The following is a 23,370-nucleotide window of genomic DNA, read 5'->3' as shown; positions in this document are numbered from 1 at the left end:
AAACGCTTCGAGGTCTTTCTACTGCCCGCAATGCCTCACGGTGCTGCAACATCGCAAGGCCCCCGACAAGCCGACGGTGGCGGGCTGGAAGTGGGCCATCTGCCCCAACCAGTCCTGCCGGTGGCAGGGCGACCGCGACCACGGCGCCTGGCGGCGTATCGCCGCCCGCGGCCTCACCCACCAGACCAAAACCGTCACCGACAAGACCAGCGGCGCCATGGTGATCCGCACGGTCGTCGACGAGCTCGAAGCCGCAGCCGTCATCACCCCCACCACTACAGGCAGCCGGAGGGACCGGTCGAAGTCCGGCCCCACCCGGCCCCGCACCCCACGCCCCGCGCCCAGGCGACGCAGGGCACCCTCCCCCACCCGGCCTCACGGCCGGGCGGGCAAGCGTCCGGAGGGACACGCACCAACGGATCGGAGGCTGCCCCGCGCAGCCCACCGGCACCAGAGCGTGAACACGATCACCACCGCCGGCCACCGGCCACGCGGAGCCGCACTGGGCGCGGGATTCCATTTCCACGTCCATGCATCTCCACCACGGTGGGAAACGATCCCGGAAACTCAATCCGACTCAGGATCGCTAAGCTGATCAGGGACGCTGGGCGGCCGTCGGATCTCGGCATCACCACCTCTAACGAGGAACTCGTCGACCTGCCGAGCGACCCAGACCTGCTGCTCAACAAGATCTACGCCGACACCCGAGGGCAGGGCAACAGCCCGGACGACCAAGCCTTCACCACCATCGGTGACCTTCTGCGTGAGTCGCTCATGCCACCGAAGATCTGTGCGACCCTCTACCGGGCGGCGGCCAAGATCCCAGGCGTAGTGCTCGTGCCTGACTCGGTCGACGCCGCCGGACGCCACGGTGTCGCCGTTGCACACGTTGAGTTCGGCGAGCGCACAGAGTGGATCTTCGACAAGACCACCTACGAATACCTCGGCGAGCGCAGCTACCTGGTCGAGGACACCAGCGACGGCAAGGCAGGAATGCTCACCGCCACCACCGCCGTCATCACCCGGGCCGTGGTCGACCGGGCAGGCCAACGCCCATAGCCGTTTCGCAGCGCGAGAGCCGACCTCGACCAACCGCCAGTGCTGAATCCGCACTGCCACCAACACGCCGCGACGGCGACAGGCCGCTGGGCTCTCCTCCAGTATCGCCGGGTAGCAATCCTCGCACAGCAACACGCAGACCCGGACGCCACAGCCAACCCGGGCAGCCACGCCCGCCCGAGTTGACCACACTGGGCCACATTCGACCCTCCACCTGGGGCGCGGATCGATTCTTGTCGCCGTCAACCTCTAGCGCGACGCCGGTTCTTGGCAATATCCTCCGTCCGACGCGCGGCTCTTGAAGTTCCTTTTCATGCCCTGGTCCTTGCCCGGCCGCGGAGGAGACGACATGCACTTCAACCACCCTGAGCTGGACCGCCGCACCCTGCTGCGGGCCGGATTCGGCGCTGCCGCGGTCGCGGTCGTCGGGAGCGAACTCGCGTTCCCGGCCGCCGCGCAGGCCGCGCCCGGCGCGAACCTCGACTGGATCATCAGCTGCGACGAGTGGGGCGCGCGCCCACCGGCGGACCCGCTGTCGATCAGCGCCATCGCCACCAACAAGATCATCGTGCACCACATGGCGTTCCCGAACAGCACGGACTACTCCGAGGAGCACGCCAAGCAGCTGGCCCGCGACTGCCAGGACCTGCACATGGACGGCAACGGGTGGTCGGACACCGGGCAGCACTTCACGGTCAGCCGGGGCGGGCACGTCCTGGAGGGCCGGCACGGCAGCCTGGAGCGGCTCCAGGCCGGCGACCGGCAGATGATCTCGGCGCACTGCCCGGGCGAGAACGGCCGGTCCATCGGCATCGAGAACGAGGGCACGTACGTCACCGACACGCCGCCGCGGGAACTGCTCGACTCGCTGGTCAAGCTCTGCACCACCATCTGCCAGCAGTACGGCCTGCACGCGCACGACATCTTCGGCCACTGGGACTTCCGGGCCACGCTGTGCCCCGGCGCGATGTTCTACCGGGAATTCCCCACCCTGCGTCGCCGGGTCTTCGCCGAGCTCGGCACCGACCTGGCCGACGTGCCGGCCCGCCGGTGGCCGGACATCTGGCGGTTCGTCGGCGGCCCGGTGGTCCGCGTCGCCCAGTACCTGCTCACCTTCCGCGGCTACACCGTCCCGGTCAACGGCGTCTTCGACGCCGCCACCGTCGCCGCCGTGCAGGACTGGCAGGCCCGCAACGGCATCCCGGTCGACATCGACGCCACCCTCACCGCGCCGACCTGGGAGACCCTGGCGCCCGAGCTGGACAAGGACGCGACCGGCATCCCGGTCACCGCGGTGCAGTTCATGCTCAACTCCAAGGGCTACGCCGACGTGGCGATCACCGGCGAGTACGACTACGTGACCAAGAAGGCCCTGAAGGACCTGCAGCACCTGCACGGTCTGGACCCGAACGGCAAGGTCAGCACCACCACCTGGTGTGCGCTGGTGGGGGGTGTGGTGCGGCAGTCCTTCCAGCAGGACTGACGTACCGGCGGGGAGAGCGGTGGGGGTGGCAACGGCGCCACCCCCACCGTGTCCGTTTCGGTACGACTCGCCCAGCACACGTCGTTGTCCCTGCCTTACCCGGCTGCGACGATGACCCTCGTCAAGGACGAAGGAGGGTCGCACAATGGCGTCTCGGCTCAACCCGTATCTCAGCTTCCGCGACAACGCGCGGCAGGCCATGGAGTTCTACCAGAACGTGTTCGGCGGCAACCTGACGCTGAGCACCTTCGGCGAGGCCGGCAACCCGGATCCGGCGGTAGCCAACCAGGTCATGCACGCCATGCTGGAGACCGACCGGGGGTTCACCCTGATGGCCTCCGACACCCCGCCGGAGATGGAATACAGCCCCGGCAACAACATCTCGATCAGCCTGAGCGGCGACGACACCGACGAGCTGCGCGGCTACTGGAAGCAGCTCGCCGAGGGTGGCACGATCTCGGTGCCGCTGGAGAAGCAGATGTGGGGCGACGAGTTCGGCATGTGCGTGGACCGGTTCGGCATCGGCTGGATGGTCAACATCGCCCAGCCCCAGGCCTGACCCGGGCAACGGCCACGACGCGCGGGCCGGCCCGCCGACGGGACCCCGAGCGCTGAGGTCCGGCACGTCCGGCCGGTCGCGCGACCGGCCGGACGGCTCGAATACGATCATCAGGTGGCCGGCGTCGACGACATCCCCCGCGACCGGGCGGGACGATGAGCGGCGCGGCGACAGGTGGCGGCACGGTACCGATCGGGCCGACCCTGGTGGTCGCCCTCACCGGGCTCACCCTGGCCGGCGCCGTGGTGCTGCGGCTGTCCGGGCTGGGCCGGGCGCGGGCCGTGCTGGGCGCGGCGGGCCGGGCCACCATCCAGCTCGGCGCCGTCTCGCTGATCATCGTCGCGGTGCTGCGGGCGTGGTGGAGCACCGCCGCGTTCATCCTGCTCATGTACGTGGTCGCCAGCGTCACCGCGGGACGGCGGATCGGGCCGGCCGTCCCGCGCCGGGTCGCGCCGCTGGCCATCGCGGTCGGGGTGGTGCCGAGTCTCGCCGTTCTCCTGGCCAGCCGGGCCCTGCCCGCGACGCCGCTGGTGGTGCTGCCGACGGCCGGCATCCTGATCGGCGGGGCGATGACCGCGGCGAGCCTGGCCGGCCGGCGGACGCTCGACGAGCTGCGCTCCCGGCACGGCGAGTACGAGGCGGGGCTGGCCCTGGGGCTACTCCCCCGCGACGCCGCGCTGGAGATCTGCCGGCCGACCGCCGGGCAGGCCATCATCCCGGCGCTGGACCAGACCCGCACGGTCGGGCTGGTCACCCTGCCGGGCGCGTTCGTCGGCGTGCTGCTCGGCGGGGCGGGCCCGCTCCAGGCCGGAGCGACCCAGCTGCTCATCCTGATCACCCTGCTCGCCGTGGAGGCGGTGGCGATCGCCCTCGCCGTCGAGCTGCTCGTCCGCCACCAGGCACGGATCCAGCCCTGAGGCCCCGGCGGGCACGTGTACCGGCCGCCCGACCGGGTACAGGCGTGCCCGATGACCAGGGTGCGCAACCTCCGCGTCCGGCCCGACCTGCTCTACGTGGCGAGTGGGTGGAGCACGCTGGTCACCGACGTGCGTTGCCGCGTCACCGGAACCGACCCGCAGGGATTCTTCGCCCGCAACACCCGGGTGCTCAGCGTCGAGCAGGTCACGGTCGACGGTCGGGAGCCGATCCCGTTCAGCGCGGCGAACGTCCTGGGCAGCTCCCAGCTCTCGTACGCCGCACTCGGTGACGGGGAAGAGCTGCCGTCCCGGGCGGCCTACCTGCTGACCGAACGGTTCGTCGGCGCGGGGCTGCGGACCAGGCTGACCGTGGTCAGCTACGCCCAGCAGCCGCTGCGGCTGGCCCTGGCGATCCGGGTCGAGGCGGACTTCGCCGACAGCGTCGAGGCCGAGACGGGCCGCCGGCTGCAGACCGGCGATGTCGGCACGGACTGGGACGCCACGGCGCAGGAGCTCCGCCTGACCTACCTGCGCGACGACATCGACCGTGCGGTCGCCGTCGCGGTGCGCGCCGACACCCCCGTCCGGTTCGCCGACGGCGCGTTCACGGTCGAGGTCGAGGTGCCGCCACGCGGCGCCGCCCAGGTGGACCTGATCGTGGAGCCGATCTTCGACGGTGCGCGCCTGCCCGCGCCCCCGGCCACCTTCACCGGTGCCACCGACGCGGCCGCCCGGGCCCGAGGCCTGCTGGTCAGCGAATTCGCCGGGCTGACCAGCAGCAACTTCGACGTCACGGCGGCCTGGCGGAACGCGGTGGAGGAACTGGCCGTGCTCCCGCTCGGCGAACCGGCCGGGCCGACCGCGCCGATGGCCGGGCTGCCCATGTACCAGGAGATCTTCGGCCGGGACACGATGACCGCCTCCTGGCAGGCGCTGCTGGCCGGGCCGACCATGCTGGCCGACAGCCTGCGGCTCAACGCCCAGCACCTCGGGCAGCGATTCGACGACTGGCGGGACGAGGAACCCGGCAAGCCGCTGCACGAGGCCCGAAAGGGCCCGGTCTCGGTGCTCGGCCTGGACCCGTACACCGCCTACTACGGCGACTGGTCCACCGCCCCGGACTTCCTGGTCTTCCTCGGGCAGTACCTGGCCTGGACCGGCGACCTGGACACGGTGCGGGACCTGCTGCCGACCGCCCGGCAGGCCCTGAACTGGATCGAACGGTACGGCGATCCCGACGGCGACGGCTTCCTCGAGTACCACCACCGCTCCCGGGGCGGTCTGAAGAACCAGGGGTGGAAGGACTCGGACACCGCCATCGTCGACGAGGACGGGCAGGTGGTGCCCAACCCGATCGCGACCAGCGAACTGCAGGGCTACTGGTACGCCGCGCTGCGGCACGCCGCCGTGGTGTTCACCGTGACCGGCCACCCGGCCCGGGGCACCGCGCTGCTGGCCCGGGCCCGTGCCCTACGGCGGCGCTTCCACGACGCGTACTGGCTGCCGGACCGGGGCTGCTACGCGATGGCGCTCGGGCCGGACCGGCGGCCGGTGCGGTCGACCAACTCCAACGACGGGCACCTGCTCACCACCGGCATCGTCCCGGCCCGGGCCGCCGCCCGGGTGGTCGACCGGCTGTTCGCGCCCGACATGTTCAGCGGCTGGGGGGTCCGGACGTTGTCGGCGGAGCATCCGGCGTACAACCCGTTCAGCTACCACCGGGGCAGCGTCTGGCCGGTGGAGGCCGGGACCATCGGGCTCGGGCTGGCCCGGTACGGGTGCTGGGAGCACCTGCACCGGTTGGCCGAGGGGATGTTCGCCGCGGCGGCGCTGTTCGAGGAGCACCGCCTGCCCGAGGCGCTCAGCGGCCTGCCCCGAGACGCCGACCATCCGCACCCCGGCGTGTATCCGAACTCCTGCGCTCCGCAGGCGTGGTCGGCCAGCGCGATCGTGGCGCTGGTGCAGGCGCTGTTGGCGCTGCGCCCGGTCGCGCCCCTGCGGGCGATCATCGTGGACCCGCACCTGCCCGAATGGCTGCCGGACCTGCGGCTGGAGGGCGTACAGGTGGGCGGCGCCACCGTCGACCTGACGGTGCGCCGCCGGCGCGGCGGACGGACCTCGATCAGCGCCCGCGGGGACCGGCTGGCGGTGATCCGCCGTCCCCCGCGGCAGGCCGTCTCCCGCCACCGGCCACGGGCCTGACCGGCCGCCCCGGTCGGCCGGCACGTGTAGGCCGCCGTCGACGGGGAAAACCGCCTCGCCCAAACAGACAGGAGGGTTGGCATGGAGAGTCGCGCCAAGGCGATGGGGCACGGGATCCACCCCATCCTGATCGTGTTCCCGCTGGGCCTGCTCGCCACTTCGGTGATCTTCGACATCCTGTACCTGATCACCGACCGGGCGGGTTTCCAGATATCCGCGGCGTACACGATCGCCGCGGGTGTCATCGGCGGCCTGATCGCCGGGGTGTTCGGCCTGGTCGACTGGCTGTCCATCCCCGCCGGCACCCGCGCGAAGCGGGTCGGCGCGGTCCACGGCCTCGGCAACGTAGTGGTGCTGCTGCTGTTCGCGGCGAGCTGGTTCCTGCGGCTGTCCGCAACGAACTGGGAACCCCCTGCAGCGGCCCTGGGCTGCAGCTTCGTCGGCATCGTGCTGGCCGGCTTCACCGGCTGGCTCGGCGGTGAGCTGGTCGAGCGGCTCGGCGTCGGCGTCAGCGACCAGGCGGGGGTGAACGCGCCGAGTTCGCTATCGCGCGGCGCCGCCGGCCGGCCCCACACGCGGGGCGCCTGACGGACCGCGGCGACGAGAGGGGTACGCGCATGCGGGCGATCACGCTGGTCGCGGAGGGAGGGGAACCCGCCCTCCGCGACCTGCCCCAGCCCAGCCCCGGCCCCGGTGAGGTGCTCGTGCGGGTCCGGGCCTCCTCGGTCAACGGCTTCGACAAGAAGGCGGCGGCCGGGATGATGAAGGGCGGGCTCGAATACCGGTACCCCGTCGTGCTCGGCAAGGACTTCGCCGGCGAGGTCGCGGCAGTCGGCGACGGGGTGACCCGCTTCCGCGTCGGCGACCCGGTGTTCGGCGTGGTCATGCGGTCCTACCTGGGCGACGGCTCGTGGGCCGAACACGTGGCGGTCGGCGAGCGGGTCGGCATCACCCGCCTTCCCGCAGGTCTCGACCCGTCGACCGCAGGGGCTCTCGGGCTGGCCGGCGCCACCGCGGTCGACGTGGTGAACGCCCTCGCACCCGGCCAGGGAGACACCGTCCTGGTCGCCGGCGCGACCGGCGGCGTCGGCGCGCTCGCCGTCCAGTACGCCACCGCGGCCGGCGCACGGGTCGTCGCCACCGCCCGCCCCGGCGCCGCCACGGACTTCGTCCGGCAGCTGGGCGCCACCGAGGTGGTGGACTACACCGGCGACCTGAGCGCCCAGGTCCGCGCGGTCGCCCCCGACGGGGTGTCCGCGGTGGCGCACCTGGCCGGTGACGGCATGGAACTCGCCGGGCTGCTCGCCTTCGAAGGGCGACTCGCCTCGACCATCGGATTCGGCCCGGACCAGCACCCGGCCGCCACCTCGATCATGGGCAACCCGAGCCCCGAGACCCTCGACCGGCTCGCCGGCGACCTCGCGGCCGGTCGGCTGCACGTCCCGGTCACCCGTCGCTACGAGCTGGCCGAGGTGCCCAAAGCGCTCGGCGACTTCACCGGCGCGCTGGGCAAGCTCGCGATCACCGTCTCCTGACCGACGCACGACCAACGGCCGGCGGCCGCCCTACACCGGGGCGGCCGCCGGTCTGTCGCACGTGTCCCTGCCGTCTGACACTGCTCTCGAAGCTGGTGGAACCGCCCGAACGGCGGTGTCCACGATGGTCGCCGCGGCGATACCGTACGCCCTGGTTACCCGACGCGGATCACCCGCTGGAGAGAGGACCGGGGCATGGACGGCAGAACACGTTTCCGACTGACCCGGCTGGTCACCGCCGCCGCCGTCGTGGCGGCCAGCCTGGGGCTTCTCCCGGCGCCGGCGCACGCGGAGACCGGACCCAAGGTGACGGTGCTGACCCGCAACCTCTACCTCGGCGGCGACCTCACCCCGTCGATGACCGCGACCACACTGCCGGCGTTCCTGGCCGCCAACGCGGCCCTGCTCAGCCACGTCGACCGGATGGACTTCCCCGCCCGAGCGCGGCTGGTCGCCGCGGAGATCCGCGAGCGCAAGCCCGACCTGGTCGGCCTGCAGGAGGTGGCGCTCTGGCGCACCGGCCCGCTCGGCGACCCGGCGCCGGCCACGACGCTCCGGTACGACTACCTGGCCCTGCTGATGTCCGAGCTGGCCAGCTCCGGCCACCCGTACGACGTGGCGGTGGTGCAGAACGAGGCGGATCTGGAGGCCCCGGCGGGGGCGCCGCACAACAAGGACGCACGGCTCACCATGCGCGACGTGATCCTGGTGCGGCACGGCGGCCGGGTGAAGGTGACCGGGACGTCGTCGGGGAACTTCGTGCACAACCTGGTGACCCCACTCCCGCCGGTCGGGGGCAGCGCCACCAGCACCCGCGGCTGGACGGCAGTCGACGTGCAGCAGGGCAGTCGGACCTACCGGTTCGTCAACACCCACCTGGAGGCCTTCCACCCCGGGGTGCGGGTGCTGCAGGCGCAGGAGCTGCTGCAGGGACCGCTGCGCACCACCGGCCGGGTGATCCTCCTCGGTGATCTCAACTCCGGGCCGGAACTACCCGACCCGAACAACCGGCTCGCGTACGTCGCGCTGGTGGGTGGCGGCATGATCGACATCTGGCCGGTCCTGCACCCCGGCGACCCCGGCTACACCTCCGGGCTCGGCGACGACCTGGACCAGCCGGCCGGCGACGTCGAGCACCGGATCGACATGGTCCTGGTCAAGGGCGCGGTCGTGCCGGTCAGCAGCGAGGTCTTCGGCACCGAGCGGCAGACCCCGGACGGCCGGTGGGCGTCGGACCACCTGGGGCACGCCGCGGTGCTCGCGCTACCGTGACCGGTCTCCGCCGCTGAGCCCACCCGGGCGCCGCCGCAGTGCTCGGGCCGGCGCTGAGTTGACCTGTTTTCGGCAGGTCAGCGAAGCGCTGTCGAACACCTGTGCGAACATGTGTTCGTGTCGGGCGAGGCCACCATCCTGCATGCCGACCTGGACGCCTTCTACGCGTCGGTCGAGCAGCGCGACGATCCCCGGCTGCGCGGCCGGCCGGTGATCGTCGGCGGTGGCGTGGTGCTGGCGGCCAGCTACGAGGCCAAGGGCCGGGGCGTACGCAGCGCGATGGGCGGGCGGCAGGCGCTACGGCTGTGCCCGGAGGCGATCGTGGTGCGGCCGCGGATGGCCGCGTACACGGCGGCGAGCCGGGCGGTGTTCGAGATCTTCCGGCACACCACGCCGCTGGTGGAGGGGCTCTCCATTGACGAGGCGTTCCTGGACGTGGGCGGGCTGCGCCGGCTGGTCGGTCCGCCGGTCGACATCGCGGCCCGGCTGCGCCGGGAGGTACGCGAGCGGGTCGGCCTGCCGATCACCGTCGGCGTGGCCCGGACGAAGTTCCTCGCCAAGGTGGCCAGCGGGGTGGCCAAGCCGGACGGACTGCTGGTCGTCGAGCCCGGGCGGGAGCTGGCGTTCCTGCATCCGCTGCCGGTGGAGCGGCTGTGGGGCGTCGGCCCGGTGACCGCGACGAAGCTGCGTGACCGGGGCATCCGTACCGTGGGGCAGGTGGCCCGGCTGGACGAGCCGACCCTGGTGTCGCTGCTCGGCGGTGGTGCCGGCCGCCACCTGCACGCCCTCGCCCACAACCGCGACCCCCGCCGGGTCCAGGTCGGGCGGCGGCGGTCGTCGATGGGCGCCCAGCACGCGCTGGGCCGGGAGCCACACTCCCCCGCCGAGCTCGACGCCGTGCTGGCCGGGCTGGTCGACCGGGTGACCGGGCGGATGCGCGCGGCGCGGCGCACCGGCCGTACGGTCACCCTGCGGCTGCGCTTCGCCGACTACACCCGGGCGACCCGTTCGCACACCATCGACAAGGCGACCGCGCAGACCCGGCCGCTGCTCGAGGCCGCCCGCGCGTTGCTGCGGGCGGCGCTGCCGGAGATCGACGCCCGGGGTGTAACACTGATCGGGGTGTCCGTCGGCAACCTCGACACCGGGCACGTGCAGCTGGCGCTGCCGTTCACCCGCGACCCGGGCGCGGAGCTGGATGCGGCAGTGGACGCCGTCCGGGACCGGTTCGGCTCGTCGGCGCTGACCCGGGCCGTGCTGCTCGGTCGGGATCCCGGCCTGGAGATGCCCCGTCTGCCCGACTGAGCGGCGTTGTATGGTCCGTGAATGTTCCGGGAGCCGCAGGTGATCCTGTTCAGCGAGGATGTCCCCCGGGCCGCCGCCTTCTACACCACGCTCGGGTTCAGGGAGACCTTCCGGGTGCCCACCGAGGGCGAGCCGATTCACGTGGACCTGGTCCTCGACGGCTACCGGATCGGCATCGCCTCGGTCGCCTCCACCCGGGACGACCACGGCCTCGACCCGGTGCCGTCGGGCCAACGCGCGGCGGTCGTCCTCTGGACCGACGACGCGGCCGCCGCGTACGCGGCGCTCACCGCCGACGGCGCACCCGCACTGGCCGCCCCGCACGTCTGGCTCGACCGGCTGCTGATCGCCTGGACGGCCGACCCGGACGGCAACCCGATCCAGCTCGTCCAGCATCTGCCGGCCGGATAAACCCGTCGTCGCGCCGCGGCTCGTGCCGCACACTCACCTGATCATGAGTACGCGGCTGCGGGCCATCGCCCGCGAGACCCTGGACATCCTCGACGCCGGCCGGTACGTCAACGGCCACGGCGAGCCCGTCGAGCTCGCCGGCCCGGTACGCGCCGCCGTCGCCGGCACCCGCCTGCACCTGCCCGACGACCCGCTGCCCGCCCCACCCACCGGTGACGCCGCCCTGGCGGTGGAGGTGACCGGGGAGAGCACGCTGCTGGCCGCCCGGCGTCTCGTCCGAGGCGGGGACGTCGCCGCGCTGGTGTTCGCCTCGGCGAAGAACCCGGGCGGCGGGTTCCGCACCGGGGCGCAGGCACAGGAGGAGAGCATCGCCCGGGCCTCGGCGCTCTTCCCCTGCCTGACCGCGGTCCCCGAGTTCTACGACTTCCACTGCGAGCAGCGGGACCTGCTCTACAGCGACCGGGTCATCCACTCGCCGCGGGTACCGGTGTTTCGCGACGACAAGGGTCGGCTGCTCGACGCCGCCCACGAGGTGTCGTTCCTGACCGCCGCCGCCCCCAACCGCGGCGCCGTGCTGCGCAACCAGCCCGCCGACACCGAGCGGGTCACGCTGGCGCTGCGTACCCGGGCCCGTCGGGTGCTGGCCGTCGCCGCGGCGTACGGCCACCGGCGGTTGGTGCTCGGCGCGTGGGGCTGCGGCGTGTTCCGCAACGACCCGGCCACGGTGGCGGAGGCGTTCGCGCTGGCCCTGGCCGACGCGGCGGGCTGGTTCGACCAGGTCACCTTCGCGGTGCTCGACCGGGCCGGCGGGCCGGTCGAGGCCGCGTTCGCCGACCGCTTCGGGGCGTCCTGACGGAGGTCAACACCCCAGCCACCAGCCGCCGCCGGCCGGGCTGTCCGGCCAAGCGGGCGACCGCCGCCCCCGGGGCCGCCCGGCGGTCAGCGGTTCTGCGGGAAGCCGAGGTTGACCCCGCCGTAGGAGGGGTCGGGCCAGCGGCTGGTGACCACCTTGGACCTGACGAAGAAGTTCACCCCCTCCGGCCCGTACGCGTGGGCGTCGCCGAAGAGGGAGTCCTTCCAGCCGCCGAAGGAGTAGTAGGACACCGGGACCGGGATGGGGACGTTCACCCCGACCATGCCGACCTCGATCTCGTGCTGGTACCGGCGGGCCGCGCCGCCGTCGTTGGTGAAGATGGCGGTGCCGTTGCCCCACGGGTTGGCGTTGACCAGCTCGACGGCCGCGTCGTAGCTGGGCACCCGCAGCACCGACAGCACCGGCCCGAAGATCTCGTCGGTGTAGACGGACATGTCGGTGTCGACGTGGTCGAACAGGGTCGGCCCGAGCCAGAAGCCGCCCTGCTCGCCGTCGACGGGGTGGTTCCGCCCGTCGACCACGAGCTGCGCGCCCGCGGCCCGGCCGGCGTCCAGGTACGCTGTCACTCGGTCCCGGTGGGCGCCGGTGACCAGCGGTCCCATCTCGCAGCCGGGGCGGCGGCCGTCGCCGACGTGCAGGGCGGCCATCCGCTCACTGATCTTGGCGACCAGCTCGTCGCCGACCGGGTCGACCGCGACGACGGCGGAGATGGCCATGCAGCGTTCGCCGGCCGAGCCGAAGCCGGCCGAGACGGCGGCGTCGGCGGCGAGGTCGAGGTCGGCGTCGGGCAGCACGACCATGTGGTTCTTAGCGCCGCCGAGCGCCTGCACCCGCTTTCCGTGCCGGGCGCCGGTCTGGTAGACGTAGCGAGCGATCGGGGTGGAGCCGACGAACGAGACGGCCTTGACGCGCGGATGCTCGAGGATCCGGTCGACCGCCTCCTTGTCGCCGTGCACCACGTTGCACACCCCGTCCGGCAGCCCGGCCTCCGCGAACAGCTCGGCCAGGAAGTTCGCCGCGGACGGGTCCTTCTCGCTCGGTTTGAGCACCACGGTGTTGCCGCACGCGATGGCGTTCGGCACGAACCACAACGGCACCATGGCCGGGAAGTTGAAGGGGGAGATCACGCCGACCACGCCGAGCGGCTGTCGTAGGGAGTACACGTCGACCTGGGTCGAGGCGTTCTCGCTGTATCCGCCCTTGAGCTGCTGCGGGATGCCGCAGGCGAACTCGACGTTCTCCAACCCGCGCTGGATCTCCCCCGCCGCGTCCGAGAGGACCTTGCCGTGCTCGGCGGTGATGATGGCGGCGAGGTCGGCCCGGCGGGCGTTCAGCAGTTCCCGGAAGGCGAACAGCACGTTGGTCCGCTGGGCGAGGGACGCGGCGCGCCAGCGGGTGAACGCCTCGCGGGCGGCGGCGACCGCCTCGTCGACGACCGCGGTGGTGGCGAAGTCGACCTGTCCGGCGACTTGGCCGGTGGCGGGGTCGTACACGTCCCCGGTGCGCTCGGCGACGCCGTGCCACGGCTTGCCGCCGATCCAGTGGGTGGTCCTCATCGGGGCTGCACCTCCTTGGCCACCGCCTCGATCGACTGGGTGAGGATCTCCAGCGCCTCCTCCGCCTCGGCCCGGGTCAGGGTCATCGGTGGCGCGAGGCGGATGACGTTGCCGTACAGGCCGCCCTTGCCGACGAGTAGGCCGCGTTCCCGGGTTTCCTCCAGCAGTGCGGTCGCGGCCGCCGGATGGGGCTCGCCGTCGGGACCGACGAACTCCAGCGCGATCATCAGGCCCTTGCCGCGCACGTCGCCGACCACGGGATGGGCCGCGGCGACCGCGCGCAGGCCGTCGAGCAGGCGGGTGCCCAGCTGCGCGGCGTTGGCCTGCAGGTCGTGCTCCAGCAGGTAGGTCAGCGACGCCAGCGCGCCGGTGGTGGCCAGCGGGTTGCCGCCGAAGGTGGAGATCGAGTTGGCCCGCAGGCAGTCCATCAGCTCGGCCCGGGCGACCACGCCGCCGATCGCGAGGCCGTTGCCCAGGCCCTTGGCGAAGGTGATCGCGTCGGGTACGACGTCGTGCGCCTGGATGCCCCAGAAGTGCTCGCCGGTGCGGCCCCAGCCGGTCTGCACCTCGTCGGACACGAGGAGGATGCCGTACTCGTCGAGCACCTTCTTGAACTCCCCGAACAGTCCGTCCGGCGGGGAGGCGAAGCCGCCGACCCCCTGGATCGGCTCGACGATCATGCAGGCGACGTCACCGGCCGTGGTGGTCTCGATGACCTCGCGCAGGTCGGCCACGCACGCCTTGATGTAGTCCGCGTCGGACAGATCCCGGAACGGGCTGCGGTAGCGGTAGCCGCCGTGCACCCAGCTCACCTTGACCGGGCTGAGGGCGCTGGCCGACCACCCGCGGATGCCGGTGATCGCGATGGTGGCGAAGGCCCGGCCGTGGTAAGAGTTGCGCAGGGCGAGCACCTGTTCGCTGCGGCGGTGCTGGGTGGCGAGCATGAGTGCGGTCTCGTTCGCCTCGGTGCCCGAGTTGGTGAAGAACACCTTCGCGTCCGGGATGCCGGACAGCTGCGCGATCTTCTCCGCCAGCTCGACCTGCGACTGGATCAGGTACAGCGTGGACGAGTGCAGCACGCCGGTGTCGACCTGTGACCGGATCGCGTCGCTGATCTCGGCCACGTCGTAGCCGATGGCGTTGGTGAGGATGCCGGCGAAGAAGTCGAGGTAGGTCCGCCCCTCGCGATCGGTCACCCGGCGGCCGTGCGCGCCGGCGATCTCGATGGGCTGCTCGTAGTACAACGCCAGCCAGTTCGGCAGCACGGATCGGTGTCGGGCCAGCAGCTCGCGGTGGGCCATCGCGTCCTCCCGTAACTCGTCCCCACGGCGAGTGTGGCGGCAATCGTTGTGCAACCGCTATGCACAACCTGTACCGCTGTGGTTGCCGCACCATTACGTTGTGTGCAGTCCCTCCCTTGGGAGCCGCGATGTATCCGTCCGTCGCAGAAGCCATCGCACTGCCGGTGATCCGGCGCGGGAAGCCGCAGGTGGTGGCCGGTTCGGCCGGCATGCAGGGCCGGGTGCGCTGGGTCCATGTGGCGGAGGTGGCCGACATCGCGCACCTGCTGCGCGGCGGGGAGCTGGTGCTCACCACCGGCATCGCGCTGCCGGACGAGGCCGCGGCCCTGGCGAGGTACGTGGACGACCTGGCCGCGGTGCACGCGGCGGGGCTGGTCATCGAGCTGGTCCGGCGGTGGAGCGGCCAGCTGCCGGAGGCGTTGGTGGCGGCGGCCAACCGGCACCGGCTGCCCCTGATCACGCTGGCGCAGGAGACCCCGTTCGTGTCCGTCACCGAGGCGGTGGTGGCGCTGATCGTCGACGCGCAGCTCGCCGAGCTGCGGGCCGCCGAGCAGGTGCACGAGACGTTCACCTCGCTCACAGTGGCCGGTGCGGATCCGGCGGAGGTGCTGCGCGAGGTGGCCCGGATCTCCGGGCTGCCGGTGGTGCTGGAGACGCTGGGGCACGAGGTGCTCGCGTACGACGCGGCCGGCCGGGACCCCACCGAGCTGCTGGCCGACTGGGGGCAGCGGTCCCGGTCGGTGGCCGCGCCCGAGCGGACCGCCTACGACGAGGAGGCCGGCTGGTTGGCCACCATGGTCGGGGCGCAGGGCGCCGACTGGGGGCGGTTGGTCCTGCTCTCACCGGACCCGCCACCGCACCGGCACGTGGTGGTCGCCGAGCGGGCCGCGTCGGCGTTGGCGGTGCATCGGCTCGTGGCGCGGGACCGGGAGAGCCTGGAGCGGCAGACGCACCGGATGCTGCTCGCGCAGCTGCTCGGTCAGGCCGTACCGCCGCCGGACCTGGCCGCCCGGGCGGCGGCGCTGGGGGTCGGCGTCGAGCGGCGGCAGTTGGTCGGGATGGCGATCCGGCCGGCCACCGGGACGCCCCGGGCCCCCGCGCTGGCCAACCAGGAGGTGTTGCGCGACCTCGCGGAGGCGACCGCGCTGGCGGCGCGGCGGGTGGCGGTGCCCGCCCTGGTGGGCGTGGTGGACGACACGACGGTACGCGCGCTGCTGTCGTTGCCGGCGCAGGCCGGCATCGACGCGGTGCTGCGCCGGTTGGCCCGGGAGGTGCATCGCTCGGCGGCCGGTCCGGTGCTGGTCGCGGTCGGCACCACCGTGTCGCACGTCGCCGAGGTACGCCGCAGTCTGGGCGAGGCCGCGCACGTGGCGGGGGCGGCCCTGCGCGCCCCCGGCACGCAGCTGTACCACCGGCTGGACAATGTGCGCCTGCGCGGCCTGCTGCACCTGTTGCGGGACGACGATCGGGTCCGGGCCTTCGCGGACCGCGAGCTGGGTCCGCTGCTGGCGCGGGACGCCAACCACCACAGCCGGCTGGTGGAGCTGCTGCGATGCTTCTGCGAGCAGGGCGGCAACAAGTCCGCGGCGGCGGCTGCCGCACACGTGTCGCGGACCGCGTACTACCAGCAGTTGGCGCGGATCGCGCAGGTGCTCGGGGTGTCGTTGGAGGACCCCGAGTCGATGCTGTCGCTGTACGTCGCGCTGCTGGTGCATGAACTCGACGACGCATGACGGGGCGCCGAATCCGGTAGGCGGCCGGAATCCGTCCACCGCGCGGATTGACATGATCGCTGCGGCCGTGCCCGTGGACACAGTGTGCCGTGATCATGGCAAGCGTGGACACTTTGCCACTGCCCGTGGCGGGTCCGTGACACTCACCATTCCGAGATAAAGATCGTGCTGTTCCGCCCCATCCGCAGCACGCGCGCCGGCTGACCGGCGCTGTTGCGGCAGCGCAACAGGGAGGTGACACCGATGGCCGTTGAACCCCTACCCCACGAAGCCACCGCGGTCGAGCCGGGCACCCAGATCACCCATCCGGATGGCCGAGTGGAGCTGCGCGATTTCTCCACCATCGCCGACAGCCGGTACTTCAACCTCGAACTCGCCCCGGTGCCCATCGAGCGGCGTACCTGGAACACGTACAACTTCACGGCGCTGTGGGTCGGGATGGCGCACAACATCCCCAGCTATCTGCTCGCCGCCGGGCTCATCCAGCTCGGCATGAACTGGGTGCAGGCGTTCCTCACCATCACCCTGGGCAACCTGCTCGTCCTGATCCCGATGCTGTTGAACAGCCACGCGGGGACGAAGTACGGCATCCCGTTCCCGGTCTTCGCCCGCGCGTTCTACGGCGTCCGGGGCGCCAACCTGGCGGCCCTGCTGCGCGCGTTCATCGCCTGCGGCTGGTTCGGCATCCAGACCTGGATCGGCGGTGAGGCGATCTACGCGATCGCCGGCAAGCTGCTGGGTTCCTGGTGGGTCGACGCGGCGGAGGTGATGGACCACCCGTGGACGCTGTGGGCGTCGTTCCTGCTGTTCTGGGCGATCGAGATGGCGATCATCTGGCGCGGCATGGACACCCTGCGCCGCTTCGAGAACTGGGCCGCGCCGTTCGTCATCGTGGTCGCCGTCGCGCTGCTGATCTGGGTCCTGGTCGAGGCGGGCGGGCTCGGCCCGATCCTGTCCCAGCCGTCCAAGCTGGGCTGGGGCGCCGACTTCTGGAAGCTGTTCGCGCCGTCGCTGATGGCGATGATCGCGTTCTGGGCGACCCTGTCGCTGAACATCCCCGACTTCACCCGGTTCGGTGGCAGCCAGCGGCAGCAGGTGTACGGGCAGATTCTGGGCCTGCCCACCACGATGTCGTTCTTCGCCATCCTGTCGATCGTGATCACCTCGGGCACGGCGGCGATCTACGGCGAGGCGATCTGGGACCCGATCCAGCTGGCCGCGAAGTTCGAGAACCCGCTGGTCGTGGCGCTCGGCCTGTTCACGGTGGTGGTGGCCACGCTGTCGGTGAACGTCGCGGCCAACACGGTCAGCCCGGCGTACGACTTCTCCAACGCCGTGCCCCGGCTGATCAGCTTCCGGACCGGCGGCCTGATCACCGGCGTACTCGGCATCCTGATCCAGCCGTGGCGGCTGGTGCAGGACCCGAACATCTACATCTTCGTCTGGCTCGGGTTCTACGGGGGCCTGCTCGGCGCGGTCGCCGGCGTGCTCATCGCCGGCTACTGGGTGCGCAACCGCACCTGCCTGCAGTTGCCCGCCCTCTACCGTCCCGAGGGCCGGTACTGGTTCTCCGGCGGCTGGAGCTGGACGGCGGTCGTCGCCACCGTCGTCGGCGCGATCCTCGCCGTCGGCGGCGCCTACTCCGCGCCCGGCAAGGGCCCGTTCCCGTCCGACGGGCTCATCCCGTTCCTCAAGCCGCTCTACGACTACAGCTGGGTCGCCGGCCTGGTCGGCGCGTTCGTGGTCTATCTGGCGCTGTCGGCACCGCGCGGCAGCCACGCCAAAGGGGAGGTCAGGTGAGCACCATCATCCGAGCCGGGCTGGTGCAGCAGAAGTGGACCGGTGACAAGGAGTCCATGATCGCGAACGCGGTCGAGGCGATCCGCCGCGCCGCGTCGCAGGGCGCGCAGGTGGTCTGCCTGCAGGAGTTGTTCTACGGCCCGTACTTCTGCCAGGTCCAGGACGCCGACTACTACTCGTACACAGAGGCGATCCCGGACGGGCCGACCACGGCGCTGATGCGCGAGGTCGCCGAGCAGCACGGGGTGGTCCTGATCGTGCCGATGTACGAGCAGGAGCAGCCGGGGGTCTACTACAACACCGCTGCGGTGATCGATGCCGACGGCACCTACCTCGGCAAGCACCGGAAGAACCACATTCCGCAGGTGAAGGGGTTCTGGGAGAAGTTCTACTTCCGGCCGGGGAACCTGGGCTATCCGGTCTTCGACACCGCCGTGGGTCGCATCGGCGTCTACATCTGCTACGAGCGGCACTTCCCGGAGGGTTGGCGCGCCCTGGGGCTGGCCGGCGCGAAGATCGTGTTCAACCCCTCCGCCACCAGCCGCGGCCTGTCGGAGTACCTGTGGCGGCTGGAGCAGCCGGCCGCCGCGGTCGCCAACGAGTACTACGTCGGGACGATCAACCGGGTCGGCGTGGAGCCGCTGGGCGACAACGACTTCTACGGCCAGTCGTACTTCGTTGACCCGCGCGGGCAGTTGGTCGGCGACGCGGCGTCGGACACCGAGGAGGAGGTCGTCGTCCGCGACCTGGACATGGACATGCTGGCCGAGGTACGCGACCTGTGGGCGTTCTACCGCGACCGCCGGCCCGAGACCTACGAATCGCTGGTGAAGCCGTGACCATCGTCATCCGCAACGGGACTGTCGTCAACGCCACCGGGGCGTACCCGGCGGACGTGCTGGTGGAGGGCGAGCGGATCGTGGCGCTCGCGGCACCCGACTCGGGTCTGGCGCAGCAGTGGGCGGCCGGCGCCGAGCGGGTGATCGACGCCGCCGGGAAGTACGTGGTGCCGGGCGGCATCGACGGGCACACCCACATGGAGATGCCGTTCGGCGGCACGTTCTCGGCGGACACGTTCGAGACCGGCACGATCGCGGCCGCCTGGGGCGGTACGACGACCATCGTGGACTTCGCGGTGCAGGCCAAAGGCACGTCGCTGTTGTCCGCGCTGGACAAGTGGCACAGCAAGGCCGACGGCAACTGCGCAATCGACTACGCGTTCCACATGATCATCTCGGACGTGAACGACACGTCGCTGAAGGAGATGGAGGCCTGCATCGACGCGGGCGTCAACACGTTCAAGATGTTCATGGCGTATCCGGGGGTCTTCTACGCCACCGACGGGGAGATCCTGCGGGCGATGCAGAAGGCCCGCGACACCGGCTCGATGATCATGATGCACGCGGAGAACGGCATCGCCATCGACCAGCTCGTCCTGCGGGCACTGGAGAGTGGGCAGACCGACCCGGTGCAGCACGGGCTGACCCGGCCACCCGAGCTGGAGGGCGAGGCGACCAACCGGGCGATCACCCTTGCGAAGGTCACCGGCGCGCCGCTGTACATCGTGCACCTGTCTGCCGCGCACGCCCTCGACGCGGTCACCCGCGCCCGGGACACCGGCCAGAACGTGTTCGCCGAGACCTGCCCGCAGTACCTGTTCCTGTCGTTGGACGACCTGGCCAGGCCGGACTTCGAGGGCGCGAAGTATGTCGCCTCTCCCCCGCTGCGGCCCAAGGAGCACCAGGCGGAGCTGTGGCGCGGTCTACGCACCAACGACCTGTCGCTGGTGTCCACCGACCACTGCCCGTTCTGCTTCAAGGACCAGAAGGAACTCGGCCGGGGAGACTTCTCCAAGATCCCGAACGGGATGCCGGGCGTCGAGCACCGGATGGACCTGCTCTATCAGGGCGTCGTGCGCGGCGAGATCACCCTGCCGCGGTGGGTGGAGATCAGCTCCACCACGCCCGCCCGGATGTTCGGCCTCTACCCCCGCAAGGGTGTCATCGCGCCCGGCGCTGACGCGGACATCACGGTGTACGACCCGACGGCCCGGCAGACCATCTCGGCCAGCAGCCACCACATGAACGTGGACTATTCCGCGTACGAGGGCATGGAGCTGACCGGACAGGTGGCCACCGTGCTGTCCCGCGGTCGGGTCGTCGTGGACGACGGCGCGTTCCACGGCGCCGCCGGACACGGCACGTTCCTCAAGCGCGATCTCTGCCAGTACCTGGTCTGACAAGGAGTGGCCGTGGACTTCGGTGTCGTACTCCAGACCGACCCACCCGCCCGCGACGTCGTCGCCGGGCTCACCGCCGCCGAGGACAACGGGTTCCGCTACGGCTGGACGTTCGACTCCTGCGTGCTGTGGCAGGAGCCGTTCGTCATCTACTCGCAGGTCCTCGCCGCGACCAAGCACCTGATCGTCGGACCGATGGTGACCAACCCGAGCACCCGCGACTGGTCGGTCACCGCGTCGCTGTTCGCCACCCTCAACGAGATGTTCGGCAACCGCACCGTGTGCGGCATCGGACGCGGCGACTCGGCCCGACGGGTCATCGGCCAGCCGCCGGCGAGCCTCGCGACGCTGCACCAGGCCATGCACGTGATCAAGGAACTGGCCGAGGGCCGGGAGGTCGCACACCACGGCACGCCGGTGCGCATCCCGTGGGTGCGCGACGGCCGGCTGGAGGTCTGGATGGCCGCGTACGGCCCGAAGGCGCTGCGGCTGGTCGGCGAGCAGGCCGACGGTTTCATCCTGCAGACCGCCGACCCCGACATCGCCCGCTGGACCATCGGCTCGGTACGCGACGCGGCGACCGCCGCCGGCCGGGACCCCGATGCGATCACCATGTGCGTGGCCGCGCCCGCCTACGTCGGCACCAACCTCGCCCACCAGCGGGACCAGCTGCGCTGGTTCGGCGGCATGGTCGGCAACCACGTGGCCGACCTGGTCGCCCGCTACGGCGACTCCGGGGTGGTGCCGAAGGCGCTGACCGACTACATCCGGGGCCGCGAGGGCTACGACTACACGCACCACGGCCGGGCCGGTAATCCGTCCACCGACTTCGTGCCGGACGGCATCGTCGACCGGTTCTGCCTGCTCGGACCCGAGTCGGCCCACGTCGACCGGCTGCAGGAGCTCAAGGAGATCGGGGTGAGCAACTTCGCCCTCTACCTGATGCACGACGACAAGGAGAAGACCCTGTCCGCGTACGGCAAGGACGTGATCGCGCACGTCTGATCCGGGCGCCATTCGCGCCCGAACGACCATCGACCGTGGCCAGTCGCGCAATTACCATGATCCCCTTGGGACAGCCCCCACCACGGGAGGTATTCGTGCGCCAATCGCGCTATCGCATTCTCTTCGCCGCCACTCTAGCCACCACAACCGTCCTGGCCGTGCCCGCGGCACCGGCCGCCGCCACGCCGGCGCCCGGCATCGTCGTCAGCGACGGGATGACCCAACCGGTGTTCTCGTTCGCCGAGGCCATCGAGGAACGGGTGTGGGTCGAGACGCCACTCGACACCGACCACGACGGCCGGCTCGACCGGGTCGTCGCCGACATCTCCCGCCCCCGGGAGACCGCCACGGAGGGCTTCAAGGTCCCCGTCGTCTTCGAGCACAGCCCCTATCGCAAGGGCACCTGGGGCGACGTGCCGTACCCGAGCGTGCTGGTGGACGAGCTGCCGCAGACCGGGCTCACCAAGCAGCAGCTGCGCAGCCAGTCACAGGCTATCGGGATCCAGCGGGCCAAGGCCAACCTGCCCGGCTCCCTCGACGACTACTACGTCCCCCGCGGGTACGCGGTGGTGCTCGGGCAGAGCATCGGCACCGCGGACTCCGACGGCTGCCCGACCAGTGGGGACATGGCGGAGACGCTGGGCACGAAGGCCATCATCGACTGGCTGGGCGGCCGGGCGAAGGCGTACAACGCCGCCGGCGAGCCGGTCACCGCCGACTGGACCACCGGAGCGGTGGGCATGACCGGCGTGTCGTACAACGGGACGCTGCCCAACCAGGTGGCCACGACCGGGGTCGAGAACCTCAAGACCATCATCCCGGTCTCCGCGATCAGCAACTGGTACGACTACTACCGGGCCAACGGGCTGGTGGTCGCGCCGGGCACCTTCCAGGGCGAGGACCTCGACGTCCTGGCGCAGTACACGGCGGGTCGGGCGCGCGCCGAAGGCCGGTGCGCCGACGAGATCGCCCAGCTGACGACGGAACAGGACCGGATCACCGGTGACTACAGTGACTTCTGGCGGGCCCGCGACTACCTGCCGGGCGCCAAGAAGGTCACCGCCAGCGTCTTCGTCGTGCACGGGCTCAACGACTGGAACGTGAAGACGGAGAACTTCGCCGGCTGGTGGGACCGGCTCGCGGCGGCCGGTGTGCCGCGCAAGATCTGGCTGCACCAGGGCGGGCATGGCGGCCCGGGCAACACCGCGACGGTGACCCTGCCGGGCGGCCAGGCGTGGACCTACAAGCAGACCGAGAACCGCTGGCTCGACTACTGGCTGTGGGGCGTGCAGAACGGCATCATGGACGAGCCCACGGCGGTCCTGCAGCGTGAGAACCGGTCCTACACCACGTACGCGAACTGGCCGGACCCGGGCGCCCGGGACGTGGCGCTGACCCTCACCGCCGACAGCGCCACCGAGCCCGGCAACCTGATCACCACCGACGCCCGGAACCAGCGCACCGAGCAGTCCTTCGTGGACGAGGGCCGCACGATCAGCCCGAGCACGCTGGTGGCTGGTCCTGACACGGCCAGCGCCAACCGGCTGGTCTACCGCTCGCCGGTGCTGACCAGCGACGTGCGCCTGTCCGGGCGGCCGGAGATGCGGTTGCGGATGTCCATCGACAACCGCGCCGACGCGAACCTGTCCGTCTACCTGGTCGACTACGGCGCGCCCGGCTCGACCGCGCGGCCGGTCGTGGTGACGCGGGGCTGGATGGATCCGCAGAACCGGACCGGCTGGTCGCACACGGTCGCGGTCCAGCAGGGCGTGATGTACGACTACCGCTGGACCCTGGAGCCGAAGGACTACGTCTTCGCGGCGGGGCACCGCATCGGGGTCGTCGTCTTCTCCAGCGACCAGGAATACACCCTGCTGCCGCTCGGCGGCACCCGACTGACCGTTCAGCCCGGTTCCAGCCGCCTCACCCTGCCGATCGTCGGCGGCCGCGAGGCGCTCGGCTTCTGAGTACGTCGCCGGCCCGGACGGCTCCTGCGCCGCCCGGGCCGGCGGTGGCTCACCGTCCTCGACGTCCCGCCGGTCCTTGGTTGCCGACCGGCGCCCCGGGGCTCCGGCCGCTGATCGCAGCGTGGCGAATGCCCGGCCGAAAACGGGGTACA

Annotated in this window: 20 protein-coding genes; 18 read left to right on the top strand and 2 right to left on the bottom strand. The window is 71.5% G+C overall.

Annotated features, from left to right (window positions below):
• From A6A27_RS46470 to A6A27_RS33885, 12 genes are all read left to right on the top strand, one after another.
• The coding region (locus tag A6A27_RS46470) for a hypothetical protein (RefSeq protein WP_241825588.1) at window positions 1-595 on the top strand (595 nt) is incomplete at its 5' end.
• The gene (locus A6A27_RS46465; protein ID WP_073838747.1) at window positions 547-1,059 is read left to right on the top strand and encodes a CU044_5270 family protein; all 513 of its coding nucleotides are present in this window, start codon (window positions 547-549) and stop codon (window positions 1,057-1,059) included. The genes A6A27_RS46470 and A6A27_RS46465, both read left to right, overlap by 49 nt.
• A gap of 349 nt (window positions 1,060-1,408) precedes the next feature.
• On the top strand, window positions 1,409-2,542 hold the full coding sequence (locus A6A27_RS33930; RefSeq protein ID WP_073838746.1) for a peptidoglycan recognition protein family protein: 1,134 nt from the start codon (window positions 1,409-1,411) through the stop codon (window positions 2,540-2,542).
• A gap of 145 nt (window positions 2,543-2,687) precedes the next feature.
• On the top strand, window positions 2,688-3,101 hold the full coding sequence (locus A6A27_RS33925) for a VOC family protein (protein ID WP_073838745.1): 414 nt from the start codon (window positions 2,688-2,690) through the stop codon (window positions 3,099-3,101).
• 155 nt (window positions 3,102-3,256) lie between these two features.
• Window positions 3,257-4,018 (top strand): ABC transporter permease, encoded by a 762-nt coding sequence (locus A6A27_RS33920; protein WP_073838744.1) that lies wholly within the window; start codon window positions 3,257-3,259, stop codon window positions 4,016-4,018.
• Between the two features lie 51 nt (window positions 4,019-4,069).
• Window positions 4,070-6,220 (top strand): amylo-alpha-1,6-glucosidase, encoded by a 2,151-nt coding sequence (locus tag A6A27_RS33915; RefSeq protein WP_143194307.1) that lies wholly within the window; start codon window positions 4,070-4,072, stop codon window positions 6,218-6,220.
• An 81-nt stretch (window positions 6,221-6,301) separates the two neighbouring features.
• Window positions 6,302-6,808: a DUF2231 domain-containing protein gene (locus A6A27_RS33910; RefSeq protein WP_073838742.1), complete on the top strand. Its 507-nt coding sequence runs from the start codon at window positions 6,302-6,304 to the stop codon at window positions 6,806-6,808.
• A 29-nt stretch (window positions 6,809-6,837) separates the two neighbouring features.
• Window positions 6,838-7,755: an NADP-dependent oxidoreductase gene (locus A6A27_RS33905; RefSeq protein WP_073838741.1), complete on the top strand. Its 918-nt coding sequence runs from the start codon at window positions 6,838-6,840 to the stop codon at window positions 7,753-7,755.
• Window positions 7,756-7,950: 195 nt separating this feature from the next.
• Window positions 7,951-9,027 (top strand): endonuclease/exonuclease/phosphatase family protein, encoded by a 1,077-nt coding sequence (locus A6A27_RS33900; RefSeq protein WP_073838740.1) that lies wholly within the window; start codon window positions 7,951-7,953, stop codon window positions 9,025-9,027.
• 117 nt (window positions 9,028-9,144) lie between these two features.
• A complete protein-coding gene (gene dinB / locus A6A27_RS33895) occupies window positions 9,145-10,332 on the top strand; it encodes a DNA polymerase IV (RefSeq protein WP_073838751.1) in 1,188 nt (395 codons plus the stop codon).
• 21 nt (window positions 10,333-10,353) lie between these two features.
• Window positions 10,354-10,743 carry a VOC family protein gene (locus tag A6A27_RS33890; RefSeq protein WP_073838739.1) on the top strand — a complete coding sequence of 130 codons (390 nt, stop codon included), beginning with the start codon at window positions 10,354-10,356 and terminating at the stop codon, window positions 10,741-10,743.
• 43 nt (window positions 10,744-10,786) lie between these two features.
• Window positions 10,787-11,596 (top strand): TIGR02452 family protein, encoded by an 810-nt coding sequence (locus A6A27_RS33885; RefSeq protein WP_073838750.1) that lies wholly within the window; start codon window positions 10,787-10,789, stop codon window positions 11,594-11,596.
• A gap of 86 nt (window positions 11,597-11,682) precedes the next feature.
• Here A6A27_RS33885 and A6A27_RS33880 read toward each other — a convergent pair whose 3' ends face one another.
• Together A6A27_RS33880 and A6A27_RS33875 are read right to left on the bottom strand one after the other, a co-directional pair.
• The gene (locus A6A27_RS33880) at window positions 11,683-13,173 is read right to left on the bottom strand and encodes a CoA-acylating methylmalonate-semialdehyde dehydrogenase (protein WP_073838738.1); all 1,491 of its coding nucleotides are present in this window, start codon (window positions 13,171-13,173) and stop codon (window positions 11,683-11,685) included.
• The gene (locus tag A6A27_RS33875) at window positions 13,170-14,474 is read right to left on the bottom strand and encodes an aspartate aminotransferase family protein (RefSeq protein ID WP_073838737.1); all 1,305 of its coding nucleotides are present in this window, start codon (window positions 14,472-14,474) and stop codon (window positions 13,170-13,172) included. The genes A6A27_RS33880 and A6A27_RS33875 overlap by 4 nt, the downstream gene beginning before the upstream one ends.
• 128 nt (window positions 14,475-14,602) lie before the next feature.
• Here A6A27_RS33875 and A6A27_RS33870 point away from each other — a divergent pair, with 128 nt between their 5' ends.
• The 6 genes from A6A27_RS33870 (at window position 14,603) to A6A27_RS33845 (ending at window position 23,218) form a co-directional block, all read left to right on the top strand.
• Complete coding sequence (locus tag A6A27_RS33870) at window positions 14,603-16,207, top strand: PucR family transcriptional regulator (protein WP_073838736.1); 1,605 nt, start codon at window positions 14,603-14,605, stop codon at window positions 16,205-16,207.
• Between the two features lie 243 nt (window positions 16,208-16,450).
• On the top strand, window positions 16,451-18,007 hold the full coding sequence (locus A6A27_RS33865; RefSeq protein ID WP_073838735.1) for an NCS1 family nucleobase:cation symporter-1: 1,557 nt from the start codon (window positions 16,451-16,453) through the stop codon (window positions 18,005-18,007).
• Complete coding sequence (locus A6A27_RS33860; protein WP_073838734.1) at window positions 18,004-18,846, top strand: nitrilase-related carbon-nitrogen hydrolase; 843 nt, start codon at window positions 18,004-18,006, stop codon at window positions 18,844-18,846. The genes A6A27_RS33865 and A6A27_RS33860 overlap by 4 nt, the downstream gene beginning before the upstream one ends.
• A complete protein-coding gene (gene hydA, locus A6A27_RS33855) occupies window positions 18,843-20,246 on the top strand; it encodes a dihydropyrimidinase (RefSeq protein WP_073838733.1) in 1,404 nt (467 codons plus the stop codon). Before A6A27_RS33860 ends, hydA begins: the two co-directional genes overlap by 4 nt.
• A 12-nt stretch (window positions 20,247-20,258) precedes the next feature.
• On the top strand, window positions 20,259-21,251 hold the full coding sequence (locus tag A6A27_RS33850; RefSeq protein WP_073838732.1) for a TIGR03842 family LLM class F420-dependent oxidoreductase: 993 nt from the start codon (window positions 20,259-20,261) through the stop codon (window positions 21,249-21,251).
• 95 nt (window positions 21,252-21,346) lie between these two features.
• Window positions 21,347-23,218 (top strand): Xaa-Pro dipeptidyl-peptidase, encoded by a 1,872-nt coding sequence (locus A6A27_RS33845; RefSeq protein WP_241825587.1) that lies wholly within the window; start codon window positions 21,347-21,349, stop codon window positions 23,216-23,218.
• Window positions 23,219-23,370 lie beyond the last annotated feature (152 nt).

It is taken from the genome of Micromonospora sp. CB01531, assembly GCF_001905095.1.
Lineage (GTDB): Bacteria > Actinomycetota > Actinomycetes > Mycobacteriales > Micromonosporaceae > Micromonospora.
The sequence above is the reverse complement of the archived record's forward strand: the minus strand, read 5'-3'. Positions and strand labels throughout refer to the sequence as shown.

Excerpts from the sequence above, each read along its gene's own strand:
- A6A27_RS33910 (WP_073838742.1), top strand. The coding sequence starts at position 6,302 with ATGGAGAGTCGCGCCAAGGCGATGGGGCACGGGATCCACCCCATCCTG.
- A6A27_RS33900 (WP_073838740.1), top strand. The coding sequence starts at position 7,951 with ATGGACGGCAGAACACGTTTCCGACTGACCCGGCTGGTCACCGCCGCC.
- A6A27_RS33930 (WP_073838746.1), top strand. The coding sequence starts at position 1,409 with ATGCACTTCAACCACCCTGAGCTGGACCGCCGCACCCTGCTGCGGGCC.
- A6A27_RS33875 (WP_073838737.1), bottom strand. The coding sequence starts at position 14,474 with ATGGCCCACCGCGAGCTGCTGGCCCGACACCGATCCGTGCTGCCGAAC.
- A6A27_RS33915 (WP_143194307.1), top strand. The coding sequence starts at position 4,070 with ATGACCAGGGTGCGCAACCTCCGCGTCCGGCCCGACCTGCTCTACGTG.
- A6A27_RS33905 (WP_073838741.1), top strand. The coding sequence starts at position 6,838 with ATGCGGGCGATCACGCTGGTCGCGGAGGGAGGGGAACCCGCCCTCCGC.
- A6A27_RS33870 (WP_073838736.1), top strand. The coding sequence starts at position 14,603 with ATGTATCCGTCCGTCGCAGAAGCCATCGCACTGCCGGTGATCCGGCGC.
- A6A27_RS33885 (WP_073838750.1), top strand. The coding sequence starts at position 10,787 with ATGAGTACGCGGCTGCGGGCCATCGCCCGCGAGACCCTGGACATCCTC.
- A6A27_RS33865 (WP_073838735.1), top strand. The coding sequence starts at position 16,451 with ATGGCCGTTGAACCCCTACCCCACGAAGCCACCGCGGTCGAGCCGGGC.
- A6A27_RS33890 (WP_073838739.1), top strand. The coding sequence starts at position 10,354 with ATGTTCCGGGAGCCGCAGGTGATCCTGTTCAGCGAGGATGTCCCCCGG.
- A6A27_RS33920 (WP_073838744.1), top strand. The coding sequence starts at position 3,257 with ATGAGCGGCGCGGCGACAGGTGGCGGCACGGTACCGATCGGGCCGACC.
- A6A27_RS33880 (WP_073838738.1), bottom strand. The coding sequence starts at position 13,173 with ATGAGGACCACCCACTGGATCGGCGGCAAGCCGTGGCACGGCGTCGCC.
- A6A27_RS33925 (WP_073838745.1), top strand. The coding sequence starts at position 2,688 with ATGGCGTCTCGGCTCAACCCGTATCTCAGCTTCCGCGACAACGCGCGG.